The following is a 17,756-nucleotide window of genomic DNA, read 5'->3' on the forward strand; positions in this document are numbered from 1 at the left end:
CCGCGCCGTCACAAATCGTTCAGCAGTGCAGCAAGTTCGGGGTCCATATCTTCATCATCACTATCGTCACCGTCATCATCGTCGCCAAATGACGCCAGAAGATCATCAAGATCGCCGCTGTCGTCATCTCCGAGGTCCAGATCTAGGTCGAAATCATCGTCATCGCCTGTATCGAGATCCAGATCCAAATCCAGGTCGTCATCCTCATCAGCCTCTGGCGCAGCAGGCACATCCGGCGACGGCGCAGGCGCGGGCATACCGGACCACGGGCCCAGAATCTCTTGCCCCGCGACCGAGTTGAACGAGCCCAGCCGGATTTCATCGCGGCCTTTGACCGAAAGCACCGGCATATAGCCGCGTTGGACCGAATGTTCGTGCTTGGGCAACGTGATATTGCGCTCGGTACAAGGCAGCGCCACCTGATCGCCGTAGCGGTCATTGACGAAATGGAAGGGTATACCACCCAGGCTCATGACTGAGCCCAAATTCATCGCCTTGCCATTTTGCTTGAAGGACCGCGCCAACAGGATCGTCACCAGAACCGCCGGATTGGCCCAAAGCATGCCGCGCAGACCCTCAGTCTCGGTGAATTCCTCAAAATCGAACTCATAGATCGGCTCGGACTTCGCTCCGTAAGGCCGTCGCAGCAGGAACCGGGGAGAGGCCAGGCCGATATGCCCGGCTTCGGGCATCGCGCGCAGGGTGTCCCAGGCTTCGACTACCAGCGGGTGGCGGTCCTCGGGCTTCACATCCAGATAGGCGGGGGTGATTGCGCTGATGAACGGCGCATCCACATGAGCCGCGACGCGGCCAATACGACCCAGCAGTTCCGCATGTGGCGGCGTTTCCTCAAAGGTATAAAGCCCGATCAGTGCTGAATACCCACCGCGCCCGTTTTCTTCATCCAGCGGCTCTTCGGTCAGCAATCGTACCAGACCGGTTTTTGCCAGATCTTCCTCGGCGGCCAAATCTGCCGCGATCTCTTCGGCCGAGACGTCATACAGAACCACGTCGAGCGTATCGTCATCCTCAACGCTACGCGCAATCAGATCGAGGCTGCGCCACTGTGCTTCAACGGATTGGAATTCCGGGTGATGCAGAACCATCCGCATGGCCGCGCTCAGCGCCTCATCCACAGCCTTTTGCATCGCTTGCACATCGGGGCTGGGCAGTTTGCGGATATGCGGACCGACCACGCGTTTCAAAAGGTCATCAACGGGTGAGGCCTGTGCCAGTTCACCTGATGTATCGCCGATAAGTTTCTGAAAATCGCTGAGTTTAAGGTCAGCACGAACCGTGTTGCCGCCCGAGGATTTGCGTGGCGGCACAACCGCCTGCCCGAACTCTTCCCCCCAACCGATCAGCTGTTTGGCGGCGTGATCTGCAGTCCCACCCGCGCTCAGCTGGCTTTTCAGACCCGAGAGGCCATCGAACAGCTCGACCTTTTCATAGAGTTCGTCGGGATGTAGATCGTCCAGCTCTTTCAGTTTCACTTGGATCCCGGCACCGTCCTTGCCAATCGGCAGCACGAGATCGGTTGCGAACCCCTCGATCACCTCTTCGACCGTATCGGGATCCAGAATGATCGGCTTACGTGCGGCTAGGGCGTCGCCAGTCTCGATCTGCCCACGCGCCGCGCGGCCAGAGAAATCGCCAAAGATCGCGATCCGGAATCGGGTGCGTTTCAGCCGTTCCGGGTCAGGTCGATCTGCGCTCATGCGGCCGAATGCCAATTGCGGCTCGTCGTCCAATTCCGCTGTGTCGCCTGACGCGTCAACGGCATCGAGGTCACTCAGCAGAGCATCCAGATCATCAGATCCGCCCTCATCGTCCAGATCCAGATCGCCCAGCAAGGCGTCCAAGTCATCTGTTGCTTCGTCCGACGAGGCCTCGCTGTCGTCATCTGCACCCAAATCGTTCAACAGATCGTCAAGGTCGTCTGAACCGCTCTCATCATCGCCAAGATCCGCCAGCAGAGCGTCCAGATCATCCGCTGCACCCTCCTCTGGCGCGCTGTCCTCGTCCGACCCCAGATCGTTCAGCAAGGCGTCCAGATCATCCCCGCCGGTATCTTCATCCTCAACATCGTCGCCAAGATCCGCCAGAAGCGCATCCAGATCATCTGTATCCACGTCTTCGGTCTCATCACCGCCTTCAAGATCACCCAGCAAGGCGTCAAGATCGTCTGAAGCGGCATCGCTGTCCGGCTCGGATTCCAAATCACCCAAAAGCGCGTCCAGATCGTCCGAAGTATCTTCTGAGGTCTCTTCGAGATCGCCCAAAAGATCGTCCAGATCATCGCCCGCTTCATCACCTGATGCAGATGGATCCTCATCCGACCCAAGGTCATTCAAAAGATCATCCAGATCGCCGTCAGGCTCTTCCGCCAAATCCGCAAGAACATTTTCTACGTCGGCTTCGTCGACCTCATCAGCTTCGGGTTCCACCAAATCCCCGAGGATGTCATCCAGAACATCTTCCTCCTGCTGTGCCTCGTCAGCAGAATCCGCCAGATCGGCAAGCAAATCATCCAGATCGGACGCATCTGCCTCTGGATCAGGTTGATCCTCGCTGGCCAGATCACCTAGGATGTCCTCCAACGGATCGGCGTCATTCGTGCTGTCCAGAGCGGGCACCGAGGCGAGTATGTCATCCGCAGCAGGCTCATCAGCTTCATCGGGAGCCTTCTCCGCCAGATCATCCAACAGACCGTCCAGATCCACGTCGTCCGCCGCCTCCTCTGGAGCAGTGTCGGCGAGGTCGGACAAAATGTCCGAATGATCTTCTTCGGCCTCTTCATCTGCATCCGGAAGCGATGAAAGCGCCGCGTCCAGTGCGCCGTCCTCTCCATTCTCCTCCAGTTCCAGATCGGCCAGTTCAGAGAGGATGTCATCGCTCTGATCCGTCTCAGATGCGGCTTCAACCTCGGGCACTGAGGCGAGAACATCGCCGAGCGTGCCCTCTTCGACCTCAATGTCCAGCGCGGAATCTGCAAGCTCTGACAGGATGTCATCGGACCCATCAACCTCATCCGCGACATCCGTTTCGGGCAGAGACGCGAGGGCATCGGACACAGAGCTGTCTTCGACCTCTTCCGTGTCCAGATCGCTGAGGTCAGACAAAATATCCGAGGTCACATCCTCAACCTCGGTCGCCTCAGGCGCAGCATCGGCCAGATCAGAAAGAACATCCGCCGAGTCTTCCGACACGTCGGGCAGCTCGACCTCTGGAACAGATGACAGAGCATCCGCGACCGACGTAACCTCGGGCTCATCATCAGGCTCAGAACTGGCCAGATCGGACAAGATATCATCCGACGCGTCCTCTTCCACCGTAAGCTCGATATCTGGCAGGCTGGACAGGATGTCATCTGCGGCGGTGTCTTCAACCTCATCCGCAGGTACCGCGTCGGCCAACTCCGCGAGAATATCGCCTGACGTGTCGGCTACCTCAGTAACCTCGGTTTCGGGCAGCGAAGACAAAGCGTCCGAGAGAGAGGTATCCTGAGCCGCGTCCTCAGGCGCGGACGCCGCCAGATTCGACAGGACATCTGCGCTGTCATCTACAGGCGCCTCCGGTTCAACCGAGCTAGGCAAAGAGGACAAGGCATCCGCGACGGCCGTATCTTCCGGCGCAGCCGCGGGAGCGGCAGCTGCCAGATCGGAAAGGATTTCAGCCGATTGATCCTGCGCCTCGGCGATCTCAACCTCGGGCAAAGACGCAAGCGCATCCTCCACCGAACTGTCGGCGGGCGCATCCTCGGGCATCATATCCCGCAATGCGTCCAACGTGGCCTCATTGTCCTGCTCGGGGAGCGTACTGCCCGCAAGCGCGCCCAGAAGGGCCGGATCGGCCAGCACTTTTTCGATCAGCGTCTCGGCCCCGGTCTTCCCATCCATATAGGCCATCAAGGTCGACAATTGCGTGCGGGCCTCAAGCAGTTTACGCAGAGGCTCGATTTTTGACGCGATCTGGGCCGGGGTAAAATCGGCCATCTTCTCGAATGTCAAATCGACGGCCAGATTGCCCTCACCCGTCAGTGTATTGGGTACGGCAAATTCAACGCGCGGGGCCATAGCCTTCATGCGGTCGTCGAAATTGTCGACATCAATCTCAAGGAATTTGCGATCCGAGACTGCGGGCGTTTCGACCTTTGACTTGCCGGAGAGATCGCTCATCACACCCATGACAAAAGGAAGCTGTACTTTCTTCTCGGCCCCGTAGAGCTCAACGTCATATTCAATCTGAACGCGCGGCGCCCGATTGCGAGCGATGAATTTCTGAGAGCTGTCAGCCATCGGCCTGGCCTTTCAACTCGGCCACTTCGCTCCGCAGGGCGCGAACCTCGACCAACAGTTCCTTGACGCGATCGTCTACGATATCAGTCTCGCTGCGCACCAGCTCGCGCAGGTGCGAGAACTCTTCAACCGACTCGTCCTCCACTGCGGATTGCATGGTGTTGACCAGCAGACCGATGAACAGGTTCAGAACCGAGAATGCAGTGATAACGATGAACGGTACGAAGAAAATCCAAGCGGTGGGATGAACCTCCATCACTGGACGGACGATGCCCATCGACCAGCTTTCCAGCGTCATGATCTGGAACAGCGAATAGAGCGATTTACCCAAAGAACCGAACCATTCCGGGAAATCGGGGCCGTACATCAAAGTCGCCATGACGGCGAAAACGTAGAACACGATCGAGATCATGATGATCACCGCGCCCATCCCCGGCAGCGCGTCCAGCAAGGCCTGGACCACAGCCCGCATCTGCGGGATGACCGATAGCAAACGCATCGCCCGGATGACGCGCAACCCACGCAGCGCGGACAGCCCGTCGCGGTTGGGCAGCAAGCCGAGCGTAACAACAACAAGGTCAAAGATGTTCCAGGCGTTGTTGAAGAAGCTCAACCGGTAGGCATAAAATTTCATCAACAGCTCGGCCACGAAAATGCCCAGCACGATCTTGTCGATCACAACCAGGGTCGGGCCGATACTCGACTGAACCGAAGGAGAGGTTGATAGCCCCAGCGTGATCGCGTTGAAAATGATCACACCAAGAATGGTGTTGGTCACAGCCTTACGCTCGACAAACTCGCGCACGGTGTCGCGGAGCGTTTCGCTCTTCTCGATACCGGGTTCCACCAACACCTCCTGTTGCTTTGGGTGTCGGGCACGGCGATCCGCACCCGAAGATTTACGTGTTTAACCAACGACGTCGCTGATTCCGTCCACCAGTTTGTAGACCCCTTTGACCGAGGTAAACATTGTCTTGGTCTCTTTCAGAACCGTCATCTTGTCCAGCTTCTTCAGCTTATCCATGATCGTGGTGTCATCCACTTTCAGACCGTTGCCTTCCATCAGAGCCTCCATCTCGGCCAGGAACTTCTGACGTTCCTCGAGCTTGGCGGCCATGGCGCTGGCCTCACGCTTGACGGCCATGCATTCAGCCCCGAGCTTGACGCCCTCTTTCAGGGTTTTCTGCGACTTCGCAGCCTTCATCAGCTTGTCAGCGGCCTTGCCCAGATCATCGACCTTGTGGCGCGTTTTCGTCGTATGCTCACGATAGAGCGCGCGTTTCTTGTTCGAGTCCTTTTGATAGACCTGATAGCCCTTGATCGCGAAATCCGCGATTTCCTTGGCGATCTTCTTGGCGTCCCGGCCCTTGGTGACCTCATCCCCCATGGCGAGGGCCTTGGCGGTCAGTTTCTTGATCGCCTCCATCGGTTTCTTGACTGAGATACCCGAAGTGTCCGTGATACCCTGCCGTTCAGCCGCCTGCATGATCGAGGTGCCGCGTAGCTTGATGTATTTCTGGATGGCGCCTTCCAAATCCTTGCGCAGCTTTTCTTCGCCCTTCAACTGCTGCTGAACCTCTTTGCCAAGGTCGTAGACCTGTTTGACAATGGTCTTGTAGGCCATGACATCCGCACCCGAGGTCGCCACAAGCCGCGTGACAGCCGTGCCGATCTTGATCACACCCGCGGTCACCTTCAGCGTGGTCTTTACCCGCGCTTCTTTCAGCAGTTTGTCCTTGTTCGCCTCAACCTTGATCTGCTTTTCGATCGCCACCTGGGCGGCCCCTTCGGCCGACCGCAGGGCGTTCTTGATCATCTGGTTGGTGGCCTGGATCATTTTCTCGGCTTCGGCCTGAGATTTCTGACCCGGTGTCTTCATCAGCTCGGCGACTTTCTTGTCGAGCTTGACCGCCTCCTGACTGATCACCGTCTCATAGCGCTCCAGCTCTTTCATACCGGCTGCTTCAAGACGTTTCAGCGTGGTCGACGGCACCGGACCTTTGGCCGTGACTTCGAATTTGACGTCAACGCGGTAGCTGGGGATCTCAATATACTGAAGCTTGGGCTTCGACCGGATGAGATCGACCACGTAAAACTTGTGAGGTGTAACTGTCTGCTTTGCCATTTTTTTCGCGCCTATATTCCGTTTCGTTCCTGCCGGATGAGGTCGGCGCCACGTGGCTTTGGGCCACGGGTGCCGCCCCGCCGCTTAGCCGATCGCTTCTTCCAGCTGATCCTTGCCTTCCGAGGCAATGTCGTTGAACAGCCCAAGTGCCGTGTTGACTGTGTCGAGCGTGCTCGACGCTTCCTTGAAGCCAACCCCAGCATTTGCACCCGCAAGCGTCAGGTTGACGACAACCGGGAATACCTTGTCGAAGATCTGCGCGTATTTCGGATTGCTCGAGTTCAGCGCATCCAGCATCTTCTTGAGGTTCGGAGCGTTCTTATCCGCGTCCGAGACCCGCTTCATCATATCCGAACACCCGTCCAGACCCTTCTGCAACGAGGCACGGGCTTTCTTTAGCTTGTCCAGATACTTACCGGCCTTCTTCGCGTCTGCCTGCTTCATTGCTTTCTCAAGCTTGTCGCATTCCTGCAGACCTTTCATGATCGCCTGAGACAGCTTGCGCCCGCCAACTTCAAGCCCGGCGACTTTGTTTTGCCACAGACCATAGTTCTTGTCGCATTTTGGCAGAGTGGCCAGGAATGGCGTATCGGTGCCCAAAATACCCTTTAGGACTGAGGCACCAACCTCGGCACCGCCCTGAACCTGCTTTTTGGCCTCGCCTTCCGCGGTGCGATACCGCTTGAGGAGCGTGTCCAGATCGCTTTTGAGGTTCTTTTCGACCTTCTCGGCCTCTTGCGCAGCGTCCTTAATCTTATCAGCCAGTTGCGCAACGCCCCGCACCAGCGAGACGATCCCCAAGGCCAGCGACGCGCCGCCTGTTGCGGCCGCACCTGCCACACCTGCGGCCCCACCGACGACACCCAACACGCCAAGCGTGATGTCAAAGCCGGTTTTGACCTTATAGTCCTTGTACTGCTGCTTGCGCTTCACAAAGGCCTGCCAGCGCTTGGCCGGGATCGACTCATAGTGCTTTTTAGCACCGTTCATGATGGTCGCCAGCTTGTCGTCGAACCCCTTGATCAACGCCGCGCGTTTCTTTGCGTCGCTGGCCTTCTTGATCGCCGCATCCGTCGCCATCAGCTCTTTGGCGATTAAGGCAACCAGTTTGTCAGTCACCGCATTGGCGTCATCCACCATCTGCTGAGGCGTGACGTAGTCGCCTTCATCTTCCAGGACATCCAGAAGATCATCGTTCAGCTTCAACTGGAACGCATAGCCCTTCAGCTCTTTCAGCCAGTCGGGCTTGTATTTCTTGGTAATCTCGGTGCCCAGATCCTTCTTCCAGATGACAACCGACTTACCCAGTTTCTGCTTGGGCGCATCACTCGAGGCCGACTTAGCCCGAGCCGCTGCATCCTTTTTCTTTTCCTCGAGTTCCTTTTCTTTCTTGTCGATTATCTTGGGGTACTTTTTCAGGACTGTCACAGTATCCGAGTGCTTGCTGCCTGCGAGCTTTACAGCCTCGGCCACCTTGCGCTTGACGTTGGACAAGGCTTTCAAAGTCTTGTCCCAATCCATCTGATCTTCGGCGACCTGGTATGCTTTCAAAGCATCGCCCAGGCCGGTTTTCTTCATCAGCTTCGGTTTGTTCTTGGACCACCATTTCTGATCCAGTTCCGGTGTCATAGTCGCCTTCATAAAGTGTCCCCTTTCTCGGTCAGACGCATCATGCGTTGCGCTCAATCAAACCCGTAAGTGAAGTCCCCGTCTGTGACGTCGATCACGACTTTGGAAACTTCTTCACCCTCCATCATTCTTTTAAGGAATTCTGCCGATATATCCGGCAGCATTGTATTGGTCACGATCGCGTCGATCATACGACCACCGCTGTCCAGCTCCTGACAACGATTGACGATCTCGTCCACCACGGCGTCGGTGTATTCGAATGGTACACCATGAGCAGATTCGACGCGCTTTTTGATTCGCCCAAGTTGTAGCTTTGTAATCTCGCCCAGCATTTCGGGGCTGAGCGGATAGTAGGGAATCGTCACCAGACGTCCCAACAGCGCTGGCGGGAATACCTTGAGCAGCGGATCGCGCAGCGCCTTAGCCATGCCTTCCGGATCGGGCATCAGATCCGGATCGGCGCACATGTCCATGATCATCTCGGTGCCGACATTCGAAGTCAGCAGAATCAGCGTGTTCTTAAAGTCGATCACGCGGCCCTCGCCATCCTCCATGACGCCTTTATCGAAGACCTGGAAAAAGATCTCATGCACGTCAGGATGGGCCTTTTCGACCTCATCCAGCAGCACGACCGAGTATGGCTTGCGCCGTACCGCTTCGGTCAGCACGCCACCTTCACCATAGCCGACATAGCCCGGAGGGGCGCCTTTCAGGCTGCTGACAGTGTGGGCCTCCTGGTATTCGGACATATTGATGGTGATGACATTCTGTTCGCCGCCATACAGCACCTCGGCCAAGGCCAGAGCGGTTTCGGTTTTACCGACACCGCTGGTGCCTGCGAGCATGAACACCCCGATAGGCTTGTTCGGATTGTCGAGTCCCGCGCGGCTGGTCTGAACCCGCTTGGCGATCATCTTCATCGCGTGGTCCTGGCCAATCACACGTTGGGCCAGACGGTTTTCGAGGTTCAGAATGGTCTCGATCTCATCCTTGACCATGCGGCCCACGGGGATACCGGTCCAGTCGCCAACAACGCTCGCCACCGCCTGATGATCGACGATGGGGAGGATCAATGGGCTATCGCCCTGCACTTCTTCCAACTCGGCGTTCTTGGCTTTTAGTTCGGCCAATAGTGCCTCACGGTCGATGGGCTGTGCGTCCGGAGCCTCTTCGGTCGCGGCTTCGCCTTCGGCAGTGCCGGTGCCTTCGACCTCTTGCCCGCCAGCGCGGAGCTTGGCGCGCAGGTCGAGGATTTCTTCGACCACTTTCTTTTCAGCCTCCCAACGCCCGTTGAGTTCGGCCAACCGCGCCTCTTCCGCCTCTTTCGCGGTATTCACGGCCTCGCGACGGTCGGCGACGTCATAGCCTGCAGTCTCATCGCGCTCGATGATCTCCAACTCTGTGGTCAGAGCTTCAATCCGACGCTGGCTGTCATCCACCTCGGCCGGAACCGCGTGCTGAGATACCGCGACCCGCGCACAAGCCGTATCCAGCAAGCTGACCGATTTGTCCGGCAGTTGCCGCGCCGGGATGTAACGGGCGGACAGGGTCACTGCCGCTTCGATCCCCTCGTCCAGCACCTGCACGCGGTGGTGTTTTTCCAGCATCGAGGCGATACCGCGCATCATCAGAACCGCTTTTGGAATATCGGGCTCTTCCACATGCACCACTTGGAAACGGCGGGTCAGAGCCGGGTCTTTCTCGATATATTTCTTATACTCGGCCCATGTGGTCGCGCCGATTGTGCGCAACGTACCGCGCGCCAGCGCCGGTTTCAGCAGGTTGGCCGCGTCGCCGGTCCCGGCAGCGCCCCCTGCCCCGACCAACGTATGAGTCTCATCGACAAACATCACAATCGGAGTCGGGCTGGCCTGAACCTCGTCAATCACCTGACGCAGGCGGTTTTCAAACTCACCCTTCATGGATGCACCCGCTTGCAGCAAACCAACATCCAGCACCAATAGGCGGACGTCCTTCAGAGCAGGTGGTACATCGCCCCGCGCAATCCGCAGGGCAAAGCCTTCGACCACAGCCGTTTTACCAACACCGGCCTCACCGGTCAGGATCGGGTTGTTCTGACGGCGGCGCATCAGCACGTCGACGATCTGACGGATTTCTTCATCACGACCCACGATGGGATCAATCTCACCATTGCGGGCCTGTTCGGTCAGGTCGGTGCAGAACTGCTCCAGCGCCTCGCCCTTACCCATCGCGCCGGGGGCCATCGCGCCGCTGGCCTCGCCGGGCTCCGCTCCGCCACCCACGTTCGAGCCATCCTGCGCGCCCAGCGTATCCTCGGGCGAGCCATCGGTGGCCTCGCCAAAGCTGTCGGCTAAATCATCGGCCCCGATCTTGGCCAGTTCCGGCGACATACTGGCCAAGATGTTGCGCAAAGCAGGCGTCTTGAGCATGCCGAGGATCAGATACCCAGTCCGCACTTTGCTGTCGGAATACAGCAACGAGCCCCAGACCCAACCGCGCTCCATCGCGTCCATCAGATGATCGGACAGATCCGAGATCGAGGACGCCCCGCGCGGCAGCATATCCAGGCTGCGCGTAAGCTCCGATGCTATCTTGCCGGGATCCAGATCATAGTGCTGAATGATACGGTGAATGTCGCTGTCCTGACCGTTCAGAATCTGATGCAGCCAATGCTGAATTTCGACATACGGATTGCCCCGCATCTTGCAGAACACGGTGGCCCCTTCGATGGCCTGATAGCCCAGCTTGTTCAGCTTGCCGAACAGCGATACGCGGCTGATTTCCGTCATCTTCAATACCTCTCGTTGTGAGCCAGTTCTTCGGCCTCGAATTCTTGTGATACATATCCGGGATACAGGATCAGATCGTCCGCATCCGGGCGGTTCTGTTCAGGATCATCGCGGGTTCTTATCCAGCTGGTATGACCCAGCTGCGTCGTTCCACCCAGCGAGGCGCGCGGCACCTCATCACCGGCCAGCACCAGATTGACCTCCCAATCCAACGTGTCACCGGCATAGGTGCGGATGATCGCCTCCATCCGTTCCTGAGAAACGCCGCCGGGCAACAGGCGTTTGTAGTCTTCAAGCGACAGAGGCCCGATGCGAATGCGGAACTTGGCTGCGCGCGACCAGACGCGGTTGCCGATGCTGGTGGATTGCCCCAATCGCGCTGGAGAGCCGAGCTGCCAAGTGTCGTCCGGCTCCAGCTCCAACCACGAGCCGACGAACTGCTGCACGTGCGCATCAACCCCGAAATAATCCGACAGGATCGCGATCAGGCCTTCGACCGTTTTCGTCCCCGACCCCAGATGCCCCGCAAAGAAACGGCGCAGCATGTCTGGCATCGCATCGCGGTCGCTGTAGCCTTCGCCCTTGAACCCAGCCAAAGCCGCCACGCGCTGTTCAAACGGATCATCGCCCCGGTCAAAGCTGGGGGCAGGCTCTGCCGCGGCCCAGGCGCGATAGAGCAGGCTCATCATCCGGTGAGTCAGCATATCGGCAAAGGCCACAAAGGTCGGGTCACGGTGGTTGCGCTGTCGGTCGCGGGCGAACTCAGTCAGGTGAAGAGGCAGAGGGCCTTGCGGACCAAAAAAGCCAAAGAACAGATTGTTGAGCTTGCCCGGCGCGCCGTCGGTCGCCGGTTCAAACCGCGTCAGCGTGTTGGGCGGAAAGGCCAGTGAGACATCCTGCCCCAAACGCACGCGATCCTCGCGCGGGCGACGCGATTCACCCAGGCGCGGCGCATCCGCATAATGCGCTTCGATCACCCGCAAGGCCTGAAAGACATGATGCCTTTCAGGATCAGCCGCCAGCGCGGCCAGCAGGCTCAGATGATCCTGCCCAGTCCGGCCGCTGGTCGCCATCTGGCAATCTCTCCTCGTCGTTCGGTTTTCAGCACGGTTTCCGTGAAGCTGTTGATCGTGGTGTATTTGCGGAAAAACCGCTCGAGCACAGCGCCCAGTACATAGACGCTGGTGCCTTCGTAGAAACTTTCGTCGAAGCCCAGCGTGATCTCTAACCCGCGCACTGCCGTGCTGAGGACCTCGTCGCTCATCCGGCGGACGATGGGGCGACTAGAGACTGAGACCACACCTTCAAGCTGTTTCTCGGTCACGCGGTTGCCGAGCGGTGCATAGATGCCGAGCAACTCGCGCAAAGCGCCCGCCCCGCCTTCTTTCCCGTCGCCCGCAATGGACAGGTAGTTGAGGCTGAGGTGGCTGATCAGCTTCCACGCAGCATCACCCTGCGCCAAGGTCGCGTGTGGGCGCGTGGGTGTGACCGGCGTCCGGATTGTCTTTACCGGACCACCGTCAGGCAGGTGGAAGACGTCATCGCCGCCTGCGGCCAGCAAGAGGGGCAAATCGCGGTTCGAACACAGCGCCTCGACCGCCAATTGCTCCAACGATCCGGGATAAGGCGCCTGCGCCCGGTCAACCAAAGTCAGGTAAACCTCAGACCCCAGATACGAGGTCCGCACGCCCCGCAGCCGTTCCTTTTCATTACGCTGCCGCATCCGGCGTTTGATCGTGTAATAAGCCGAGTGATTGTCGCCCGCAGCCGTCAGGTCAGTGTCGCTATAGAAAGGGCGGAAAGGAATATCCCCCTCTTCATCCGATTGAATGCCGGTGACACGTTCAATCCCAAAAATCTCATAGTCGAGACCCGCAGTACGGTTGGGCACCACATGATGCTGCGTGTCCATCTGGGTGATGTGCACCCGGTCGCAGCGGCGGTGGAACAGGTTCACCGCAGGCACCGCGTTCAACGCAAAGGCCGCAGGGGTCACAGCGGGGGCAACATCGCGCATCCCGTCCTGCAACAGGATGTAGATATCCACATCCGTGCCCGCCGATTTCTCAAGCGCGGGCCGCAAGCCAGTAAGTTCCACAAAGAGGAACCGTTCCGGCATCGCAAAATACTCCTGCAGTAGGCGATAACCGTCGAAGGACTGGCGCGGGGTTGGCAACAGAGCCTCATCCGCGTCAAACCCTTTGGGCACGACATCCGCAGTCGTCAGCCGGGTGGTCCAGTCCGCGCGGCGGTCCGTCGAGCGGCCCGTCAGCCCAACACATTGGGTGGCCAGCAGTTCATGCAGGGCCCAAGCCTTGCCGCTCTGGGTATCCAGATGCATCACAAGGCTGTCCATTCCCAGTTCGGCCATCGGTTCACCGTCGGTGCGGTTCAAACGCAGGCGAATACCAGCGCGCGCGTCAGTGTCGCGCGCCACCCCGGCAGCCACCAGCTCTCCCCGGCCGTCAATGTACTCGGCTTCGGTGATTTCAATCGGCCAGAGGGTTAGGTCCGAGGAAGTGGTGAACTCACACGCGGTCTGTTCGCCCTCGGCCAAACGCGCGCGTAGCGTAGTGCCGCGCGGGATCGGGTAGCCTTCTTTCAGCGCGGCGTTGCCGATGTCAGGCTCCATCTGCGCCACCATCATCGACGGTGTCGGGGCCAGGTAATGCGGATATACAATCTCGAGCAGGTTCGACGTGAAAGTCGGGAACTGCATGTCCAGTTCCAGTTGAACCCGAGCCGCCAGAAACGCGCTACCTTCCAGCAGACGTTCGACATAGGGGTCGACAACCTCGATCCCCTCCATCCCTAGTCGCGAGGCGATCTTGGGGTAGGCATTGGCAAACTCTGCCCCCATTTCACGCAGGAAGGCGAGTTCAGTTTCGTAGTGTTTCAGAAGCCGTGTATCCATCGCGCCTAGCTCCGCTCGATCGAGACTTCGCCGGTGGTCACGTCGACCCGGCTGCGCAGATACAATTCCAGAGGCATGGGTTGTGCCCACATCACGGCGCGGATGTCATAGTCCACATGCATTTCGCCCGATTGCTTTTCCGAGCGCAATTCGACCGCGACCGAGCCTTTCACGATCCGAGGTTCAAACACCTCAATGGAATCGGCAATGGACTTCTGAATGCGCTGGGCCTGACGCAAGGTTGAGAACGAGCCTGAGGTCTGGCGGATGCCGTAGTTCAGGACCGACTTGGAGGCATAAGGATAGACATCCTCATCAATCAGATCGGATTGATCGGTGGTGTTCAGCAGCATTGACAGATCGCGCTGAATGATCTCGCGCAGGCGGCCAACGTCAATCACGCGGGAATCCCGTCCCTCTTTCAACTGATCCGGTGCGTCATCCGTCAACCGGTCCAGAAGCGAGGGCTGCAGACGTTCGGCAAGGGTCTTCTCAGCCATCTCCCGCCGTTTCCCCGGCCCCGGCCGCCACGTCCAGAACCAGTTCGCGAATGTCCAGCAGCGCGATGTCGGACTTATCTGTAGTCAGCAAACGCTGGCCCAGCCCAACAAAGGTTTCGCCGCCGGCATCGACCCAAGTGGTCGCCCGCGCCAGACGGGCGGCATCATCGCCCTGCTCGGTCGAACCGGCATAGCGAGTTGGGATCAGGGCGGCGAGTTCCCCTCCGCTGGCAACAGTTAGCGTGCAGGCTGTCCAGACCGCGTCACGCAGGTCGCTGGGCGGCTCGATGTCGACCCGCACGATCTGGGAAAACGGCAGCCAGAAATAGCGGCCATTCACGATTACTTCGAGGACCGGCCCCAGCCGCATATCGGCATCGGCGATCCATTCGAACGCTTCACCATTGACCGTACCGGATGTCGCAGGCGCAGCGTCGAACGCTTTTGCGCGCAGTTCGGCGGCCTGGTCGAAATGCCCGCCAGCCGTCAGTTTCTGTGCCTCGATCAAATGGGCCAGCCACTCTTCTGGCTCGCCAAAAATCATCGGGGTCTTTTCCCCGGCAAAGACTTTTTCGCGGTAGACCTCACAAATGATGGCCTCACGGTAGGTTTTGGCCATCATCGTGGCCGCTTCATCCATCTCCGCGCTCAGTTTCAACTGGGTGATCGCGCGTTTCCAGTCGCCCATCACACAGAGCAGCTGAAACAGGAAAATCCGCAGCTTGGCGTCTGCGGGATTGGCACGGACTTTATCTTGCAGAGTGGCCAATGTGGCCGCCAGATCGCCTGATTTAAGATGCTCTTCCGGCGTCATGTAACCCTCGCGCAGTCAGGATGGAAAAAGTGCAAAAGCCCCGGTGGCATATGCCACCGGGACCCGTAGTCGTTTGAAACCTTAGCTGACGTCGCCAGTTTCCAGGTTCCACAGGAACTCGTTGCAATCGCTGAGCTTGCCGGTTTTGAAGTCGGCGATCTTGTACTTAACCGAGATGCCACGATACGCGACGGTCCAGGTTTCCGACGGGATCGAATCTTCGCCGCCATCTACCGAGTAGCTGTCCACGATTGCGTCACGCAGCTTGATAATCAGATAAGGCTCCATGCCTTTCTTTTCGTCATCGCCGGACCGGCACATATGGATCAGCATTTCCGAGTTCGACTTGCCAGACGCGACATAGGTCATGATCTTGGCAGACGCTTTGCTGAGCTCGGTGTTCAGGGTCACTTTGCCGAAATTCGCGTTGGCATAGCCGCGCTGCGTGGTGCCCATGTCGGACATGTCCAGCGTCCGCTCAACCTCCCACGAGATCGACTTAACCGCGATCCAATCTTTGTGCTGCTTTTCCCGTGCTTCGCCCGGGAAGTCCATTTGTACAAATACGTTTTCCATTTTAGCCTTCCTCTTTTCTAGTTTCTAAACCCGGTTTACCGGAGGGTCGTAGCAGCGGCAGTGAAACACATCACATGCCGCCAATTTTTTTGACCTTTATCCAGCTTTTTCGGACGGAAGTTTCGATACGAGACGCAGAGAGACCGACAGGCCTTCCAGCTGATAGTGCGGGCGCAGGAAGAATTTGGACGTGTAATAGCCTGGATTGCCTTCGACATCTTCCACAACCACCTCGGCCGAGGCCAAAGGCTTACGTGCTTTTTCCGCTTCGGCCGAGATATCGGCGTTGAAGTCCACGTATTGGTTGATCCAGCCCTGCAGCCACGATTCCATATCCTGACGGCTTTTGAACGAGCCAACTTTGTCACGCACCATGCATTTCAAGTAATGCGCGAAGCGGCAGGTCGCGAACAGATAGGGCAAGCGTGCAGCCAGGTTGGCGTTCGCGGTTGCATCCGCATCATCGTATTCCGCCGGCTTGTGCAACGATTGCGCGCCAATGAAGGTCGCCGAATCGCTGTTCTTGCGGTGGATCAGAGGCATCATGCCGTTCTTGGCCAGTTCCGCCTCGCGACGGTCCGAAATCGCGATCTCGGTCGGGCACTTCATGTCCACGCCGCCATCGTCGGTTGGGAAGGTATGCGCGGGCAGGCCCTCGACCGTGCCACCGCTTTCCACGCCGCGAATACGCGAGCACCAGCCATATTCCTTGAAGGACCGGTTGATGTTCACCGCCATACCATAGGCCGCGTTGACCCAGTTATATTTGTCACTGGTTGCACCGCTGGTGTCTTCTTCAAACGCGAATTCCTCAACTGGTTCGGTTTTCGAGCCATAAGGCAGACGACCCAAGAAGCGCGGCATTGCCAGACCGACATATTTCGCATCTTCACTGTCGCGCAGCGACCGCCATGCGGCATATTCCGGTGTCTGGAAGATCTTGGTCAGATCACGCGGGTTGGCCAGTTCCGACCAGCTGTCCATCTGGAACAGGCTGGGCTTGGCACCGGTGATCAAAGGCGCATGCGCGGCAGCAGCGATCTTGGACATCTCGCCCAACAGCTCGATGTCCTGCGGGCTGTGGTCGAAGTGATAGTCCGCCACCAGCGAGCCATAGGGCTCACCACCAAACTGGCCGAACTCTTCTTCATAGAGCTTTTTGAAGATGGGCGACTGATCCCATGCAGTTCCTTTGAACTTGCGCAGGGTCTTGTGCATATCCTTCTTCGAGATGTTCATCACGCGGATTTTCAACATCTCGTCGGTTTCGGTGTTGTTCACCAGATAGTGCAGACCACGCCACGCGCTTTCCATCTGCTGGAAATCTTCGTGGTGCAAGATCAGGTTGACCTGTTCGGTCAGCTTCTTGTCGATCTCGGCAATGATTCCTTCGATCGACCGCAAAGCGTCGTCCGAGATCAGGCCGGTATTCGCCAGCGCCTGTTCGGCCAGCGTCTTGACCGCGCTTTCAACGGCGGTTTTCGCCTGATCCGACTTAGGGCGGAACTCTTTCGTCAGCAGCGCCTCGAATTCCGAGGATCCAAACGCGGTTGCGCCTTCGGCGGCTTCTACCTTGGCTTCTTCTTCGGCCATCTTTTACTCCTCCTCGGCGGCGTCAGCGCCGGGTTTGGGCTGGGCTGCCAGTGTCTTCAGCAGCGACGGGTCCTGCATGATCTTCGAAATCAGATCCTCGGCCCCGGTTTTACCATCCATATATGTCATCAAGTTGGACAGCTGGGTGCGCGCGTCCAGCAGCTCCTTGAGAGGCTCAACCTTCGCGGCAATCGCGGCGGGGCTGAAATCATCCATGCTCTCGAACGTGATATCGACGGCCAGATTGCCCTCACCCGTCAGGGTGTTCGGCACGGTAAAGGCCGCGCGCGGCGCCATCGACTTCATCCGGTCGTCGAAATTGTCGACGTCAATTTCCAGGAACTTGCGGTCGGCCACGGCGGGCTGCTCGACCTCGGATTTCCCGGCAAGGTCGCTCATGACGCCCATGACAAAGGGCAGCTGGACCTTCTTTTCGGCACCATAGAGTTCAACATCATATTCGATCTGAACCCTCGGAGCCCTGTTCCGGGCTATAAACTTTTGTGAACTGTCAGCCATCTGATGCTCCTCGATTC

12 protein-coding genes and 1 pseudogene are annotated in these 17,756 nt (G+C 58.2%); all 13 read right to left on the reverse strand.

Annotated elements, in window-relative coordinates:
• Positions 1-8: 8 nt before the first annotated feature.
• The 13 genes and pseudogenes from ACXAH8_RS14725 to tssB (ACXAH8_RS14785) all read right to left on the reverse strand — a co-directional run bounded on the left by ACXAH8_RS14725 (position 9) and on the right by tssB (ACXAH8_RS14785) (position 17,739).
• The gene (locus tag ACXAH8_RS14725; RefSeq protein WP_475219724.1) at positions 9-3,770 is read right to left on the reverse strand and encodes a type VI secretion system contractile sheath domain-containing protein; all 3,762 of its coding nucleotides are present in this window, start codon (positions 3,768-3,770) and stop codon (positions 9-11) included.
• Positions 3,771-3,797: 27 nt separating this feature from the next.
• Positions 3,798-4,298, reverse strand: a pseudogene (gene tssB, locus ACXAH8_RS14730) (type VI secretion system contractile sheath small subunit); the annotation flags it as partial.
• Complete coding sequence (locus tag ACXAH8_RS14735; RefSeq protein ID WP_475219725.1) at positions 4,291-5,148, reverse strand: ion transporter; 858 nt, start codon at positions 5,146-5,148, stop codon at positions 4,291-4,293. The pseudogene tssB (ACXAH8_RS14730) and the gene ACXAH8_RS14735, both read right to left, overlap by 8 nt.
• A 57-nt stretch (positions 5,149-5,205) precedes the next feature.
• Positions 5,206-6,423 carry a hypothetical protein gene (locus ACXAH8_RS14740; RefSeq protein ID WP_170549437.1) on the reverse strand — a complete coding sequence of 406 codons (1,218 nt, stop codon included), beginning with the start codon at positions 6,421-6,423 and terminating at the stop codon, positions 5,206-5,208.
• An 84-nt stretch (positions 6,424-6,507) separates the two neighbouring features.
• On the reverse strand, positions 6,508-8,052 hold the full coding sequence (locus tag ACXAH8_RS14745) for a hypothetical protein (RefSeq protein ID WP_475219567.1): 1,545 nt from the start codon (positions 8,050-8,052) through the stop codon (positions 6,508-6,510).
• A gap of 53 nt (positions 8,053-8,105) precedes the next feature.
• A complete protein-coding gene (gene tssH, locus ACXAH8_RS14750) occupies positions 8,106-10,823 on the reverse strand; it encodes a type VI secretion system ATPase TssH (RefSeq protein WP_475219568.1) in 2,718 nt (905 codons plus the stop codon).
• A gap of 2 nt (positions 10,824-10,825) precedes the next feature.
• Positions 10,826-11,896 carry a type VI secretion system baseplate subunit TssG gene (gene tssG / locus ACXAH8_RS14755; RefSeq protein ID WP_475219569.1) on the reverse strand — a complete coding sequence of 357 codons (1,071 nt, stop codon included), beginning with the start codon at positions 11,894-11,896 and terminating at the stop codon, positions 10,826-10,828.
• Positions 11,860-13,737: a type VI secretion system baseplate subunit TssF gene (gene tssF / locus ACXAH8_RS14760; protein WP_170461487.1), complete on the reverse strand. Its 1,878-nt coding sequence runs from the start codon at positions 13,735-13,737 to the stop codon at positions 11,860-11,862. The genes tssG and tssF overlap by 37 nt, the downstream gene beginning before the upstream one ends.
• A 5-nt stretch (positions 13,738-13,742) precedes the next feature.
• Positions 13,743-14,237: a type VI secretion system baseplate subunit TssE gene (gene tssE / locus ACXAH8_RS14765; RefSeq protein WP_170378426.1), complete on the reverse strand. Its 495-nt coding sequence runs from the start codon at positions 14,235-14,237 to the stop codon at positions 13,743-13,745.
• The gene (locus tag ACXAH8_RS14770) at positions 14,230-15,051 is read right to left on the reverse strand and encodes a type VI secretion system accessory protein TagJ (protein WP_170643316.1); all 822 of its coding nucleotides are present in this window, start codon (positions 15,049-15,051) and stop codon (positions 14,230-14,232) included. Before ACXAH8_RS14770 ends, tssE begins: the two co-directional genes overlap by 8 nt.
• Positions 15,052-15,132: 81 nt before the next feature.
• Positions 15,133-15,627, reverse strand: coding sequence for an Hcp family type VI secretion system effector (locus tag ACXAH8_RS14775; protein WP_170378430.1), 495 nt, complete (start codon positions 15,625-15,627; stop codon positions 15,133-15,135).
• Positions 15,628-15,723: 96 nt separating this feature from the next.
• Positions 15,724-17,220: a type VI secretion system contractile sheath large subunit gene (gene tssC, locus ACXAH8_RS14780; RefSeq protein ID WP_170378432.1), complete on the reverse strand. Its 1,497-nt coding sequence runs from the start codon at positions 17,218-17,220 to the stop codon at positions 15,724-15,726.
• A gap of 3 nt (positions 17,221-17,223) precedes the next feature.
• Entirely contained in the window at positions 17,224-17,739 is a 516-nt protein-coding gene (gene tssB / locus ACXAH8_RS14785) for a type VI secretion system contractile sheath small subunit (protein ID WP_170378441.1), read from the reverse strand.
• Between the last annotated feature and the right edge of the window lie 17 nt (positions 17,740-17,756).

The sequence above is a fragment of the Ruegeria sp. ABV3_008 genome, assembly GCF_056161185.1.

Excerpts from the sequence above, each read along its gene's own strand:
- ACXAH8_RS14775 (WP_170378430.1), bottom strand. The coding sequence starts at position 15,627 with ATGGAAAACGTATTTGTACAAATGGACTTCCCGGGCGAAGCACGGGAA.
- tssH (WP_475219568.1), bottom strand. The coding sequence starts at position 10,823 with ATGACGGAAATCAGCCGCGTATCGCTGTTCGGCAAGCTGAACAAGCTG.
- tssE (WP_170378426.1), bottom strand. The coding sequence starts at position 14,237 with ATGGCTGAGAAGACCCTTGCCGAACGTCTGCAGCCCTCGCTTCTGGAC.
- tssG (WP_475219569.1), bottom strand. The coding sequence starts at position 11,896 with ATGGCGACCAGCGGCCGGACTGGGCAGGATCATCTGAGCCTGCTGGCC.
- ACXAH8_RS14740 (WP_170549437.1), bottom strand. The coding sequence starts at position 6,423 with ATGGCAAAGCAGACAGTTACACCTCACAAGTTTTACGTGGTCGATCTC.
- tssF (WP_170461487.1), bottom strand. The coding sequence starts at position 13,737 with ATGGATACACGGCTTCTGAAACACTACGAAACTGAACTCGCCTTCCTG.
- ACXAH8_RS14725 (WP_475219724.1), bottom strand. The coding sequence starts at position 3,770 with ATGATGCCCGAGGATGCGCCCGCCGACAGTTCGGTGGAGGATGCGCTT.
- tssC (WP_170378432.1), bottom strand. The coding sequence starts at position 17,220 with ATGGCCGAAGAAGAAGCCAAGGTAGAAGCCGCCGAAGGCGCAACCGCG.
- tssB (WP_170378441.1), bottom strand. The coding sequence starts at position 17,739 with ATGGCTGACAGTTCACAAAAGTTTATAGCCCGGAACAGGGCTCCGAGG.
- ACXAH8_RS14745 (WP_475219567.1), bottom strand. The coding sequence starts at position 8,052 with ATGACACCGGAACTGGATCAGAAATGGTGGTCCAAGAACAAACCGAAG.
- ACXAH8_RS14770 (WP_170643316.1), bottom strand. The coding sequence starts at position 15,051 with ATGACGCCGGAAGAGCATCTTAAATCAGGCGATCTGGCGGCCACATTG.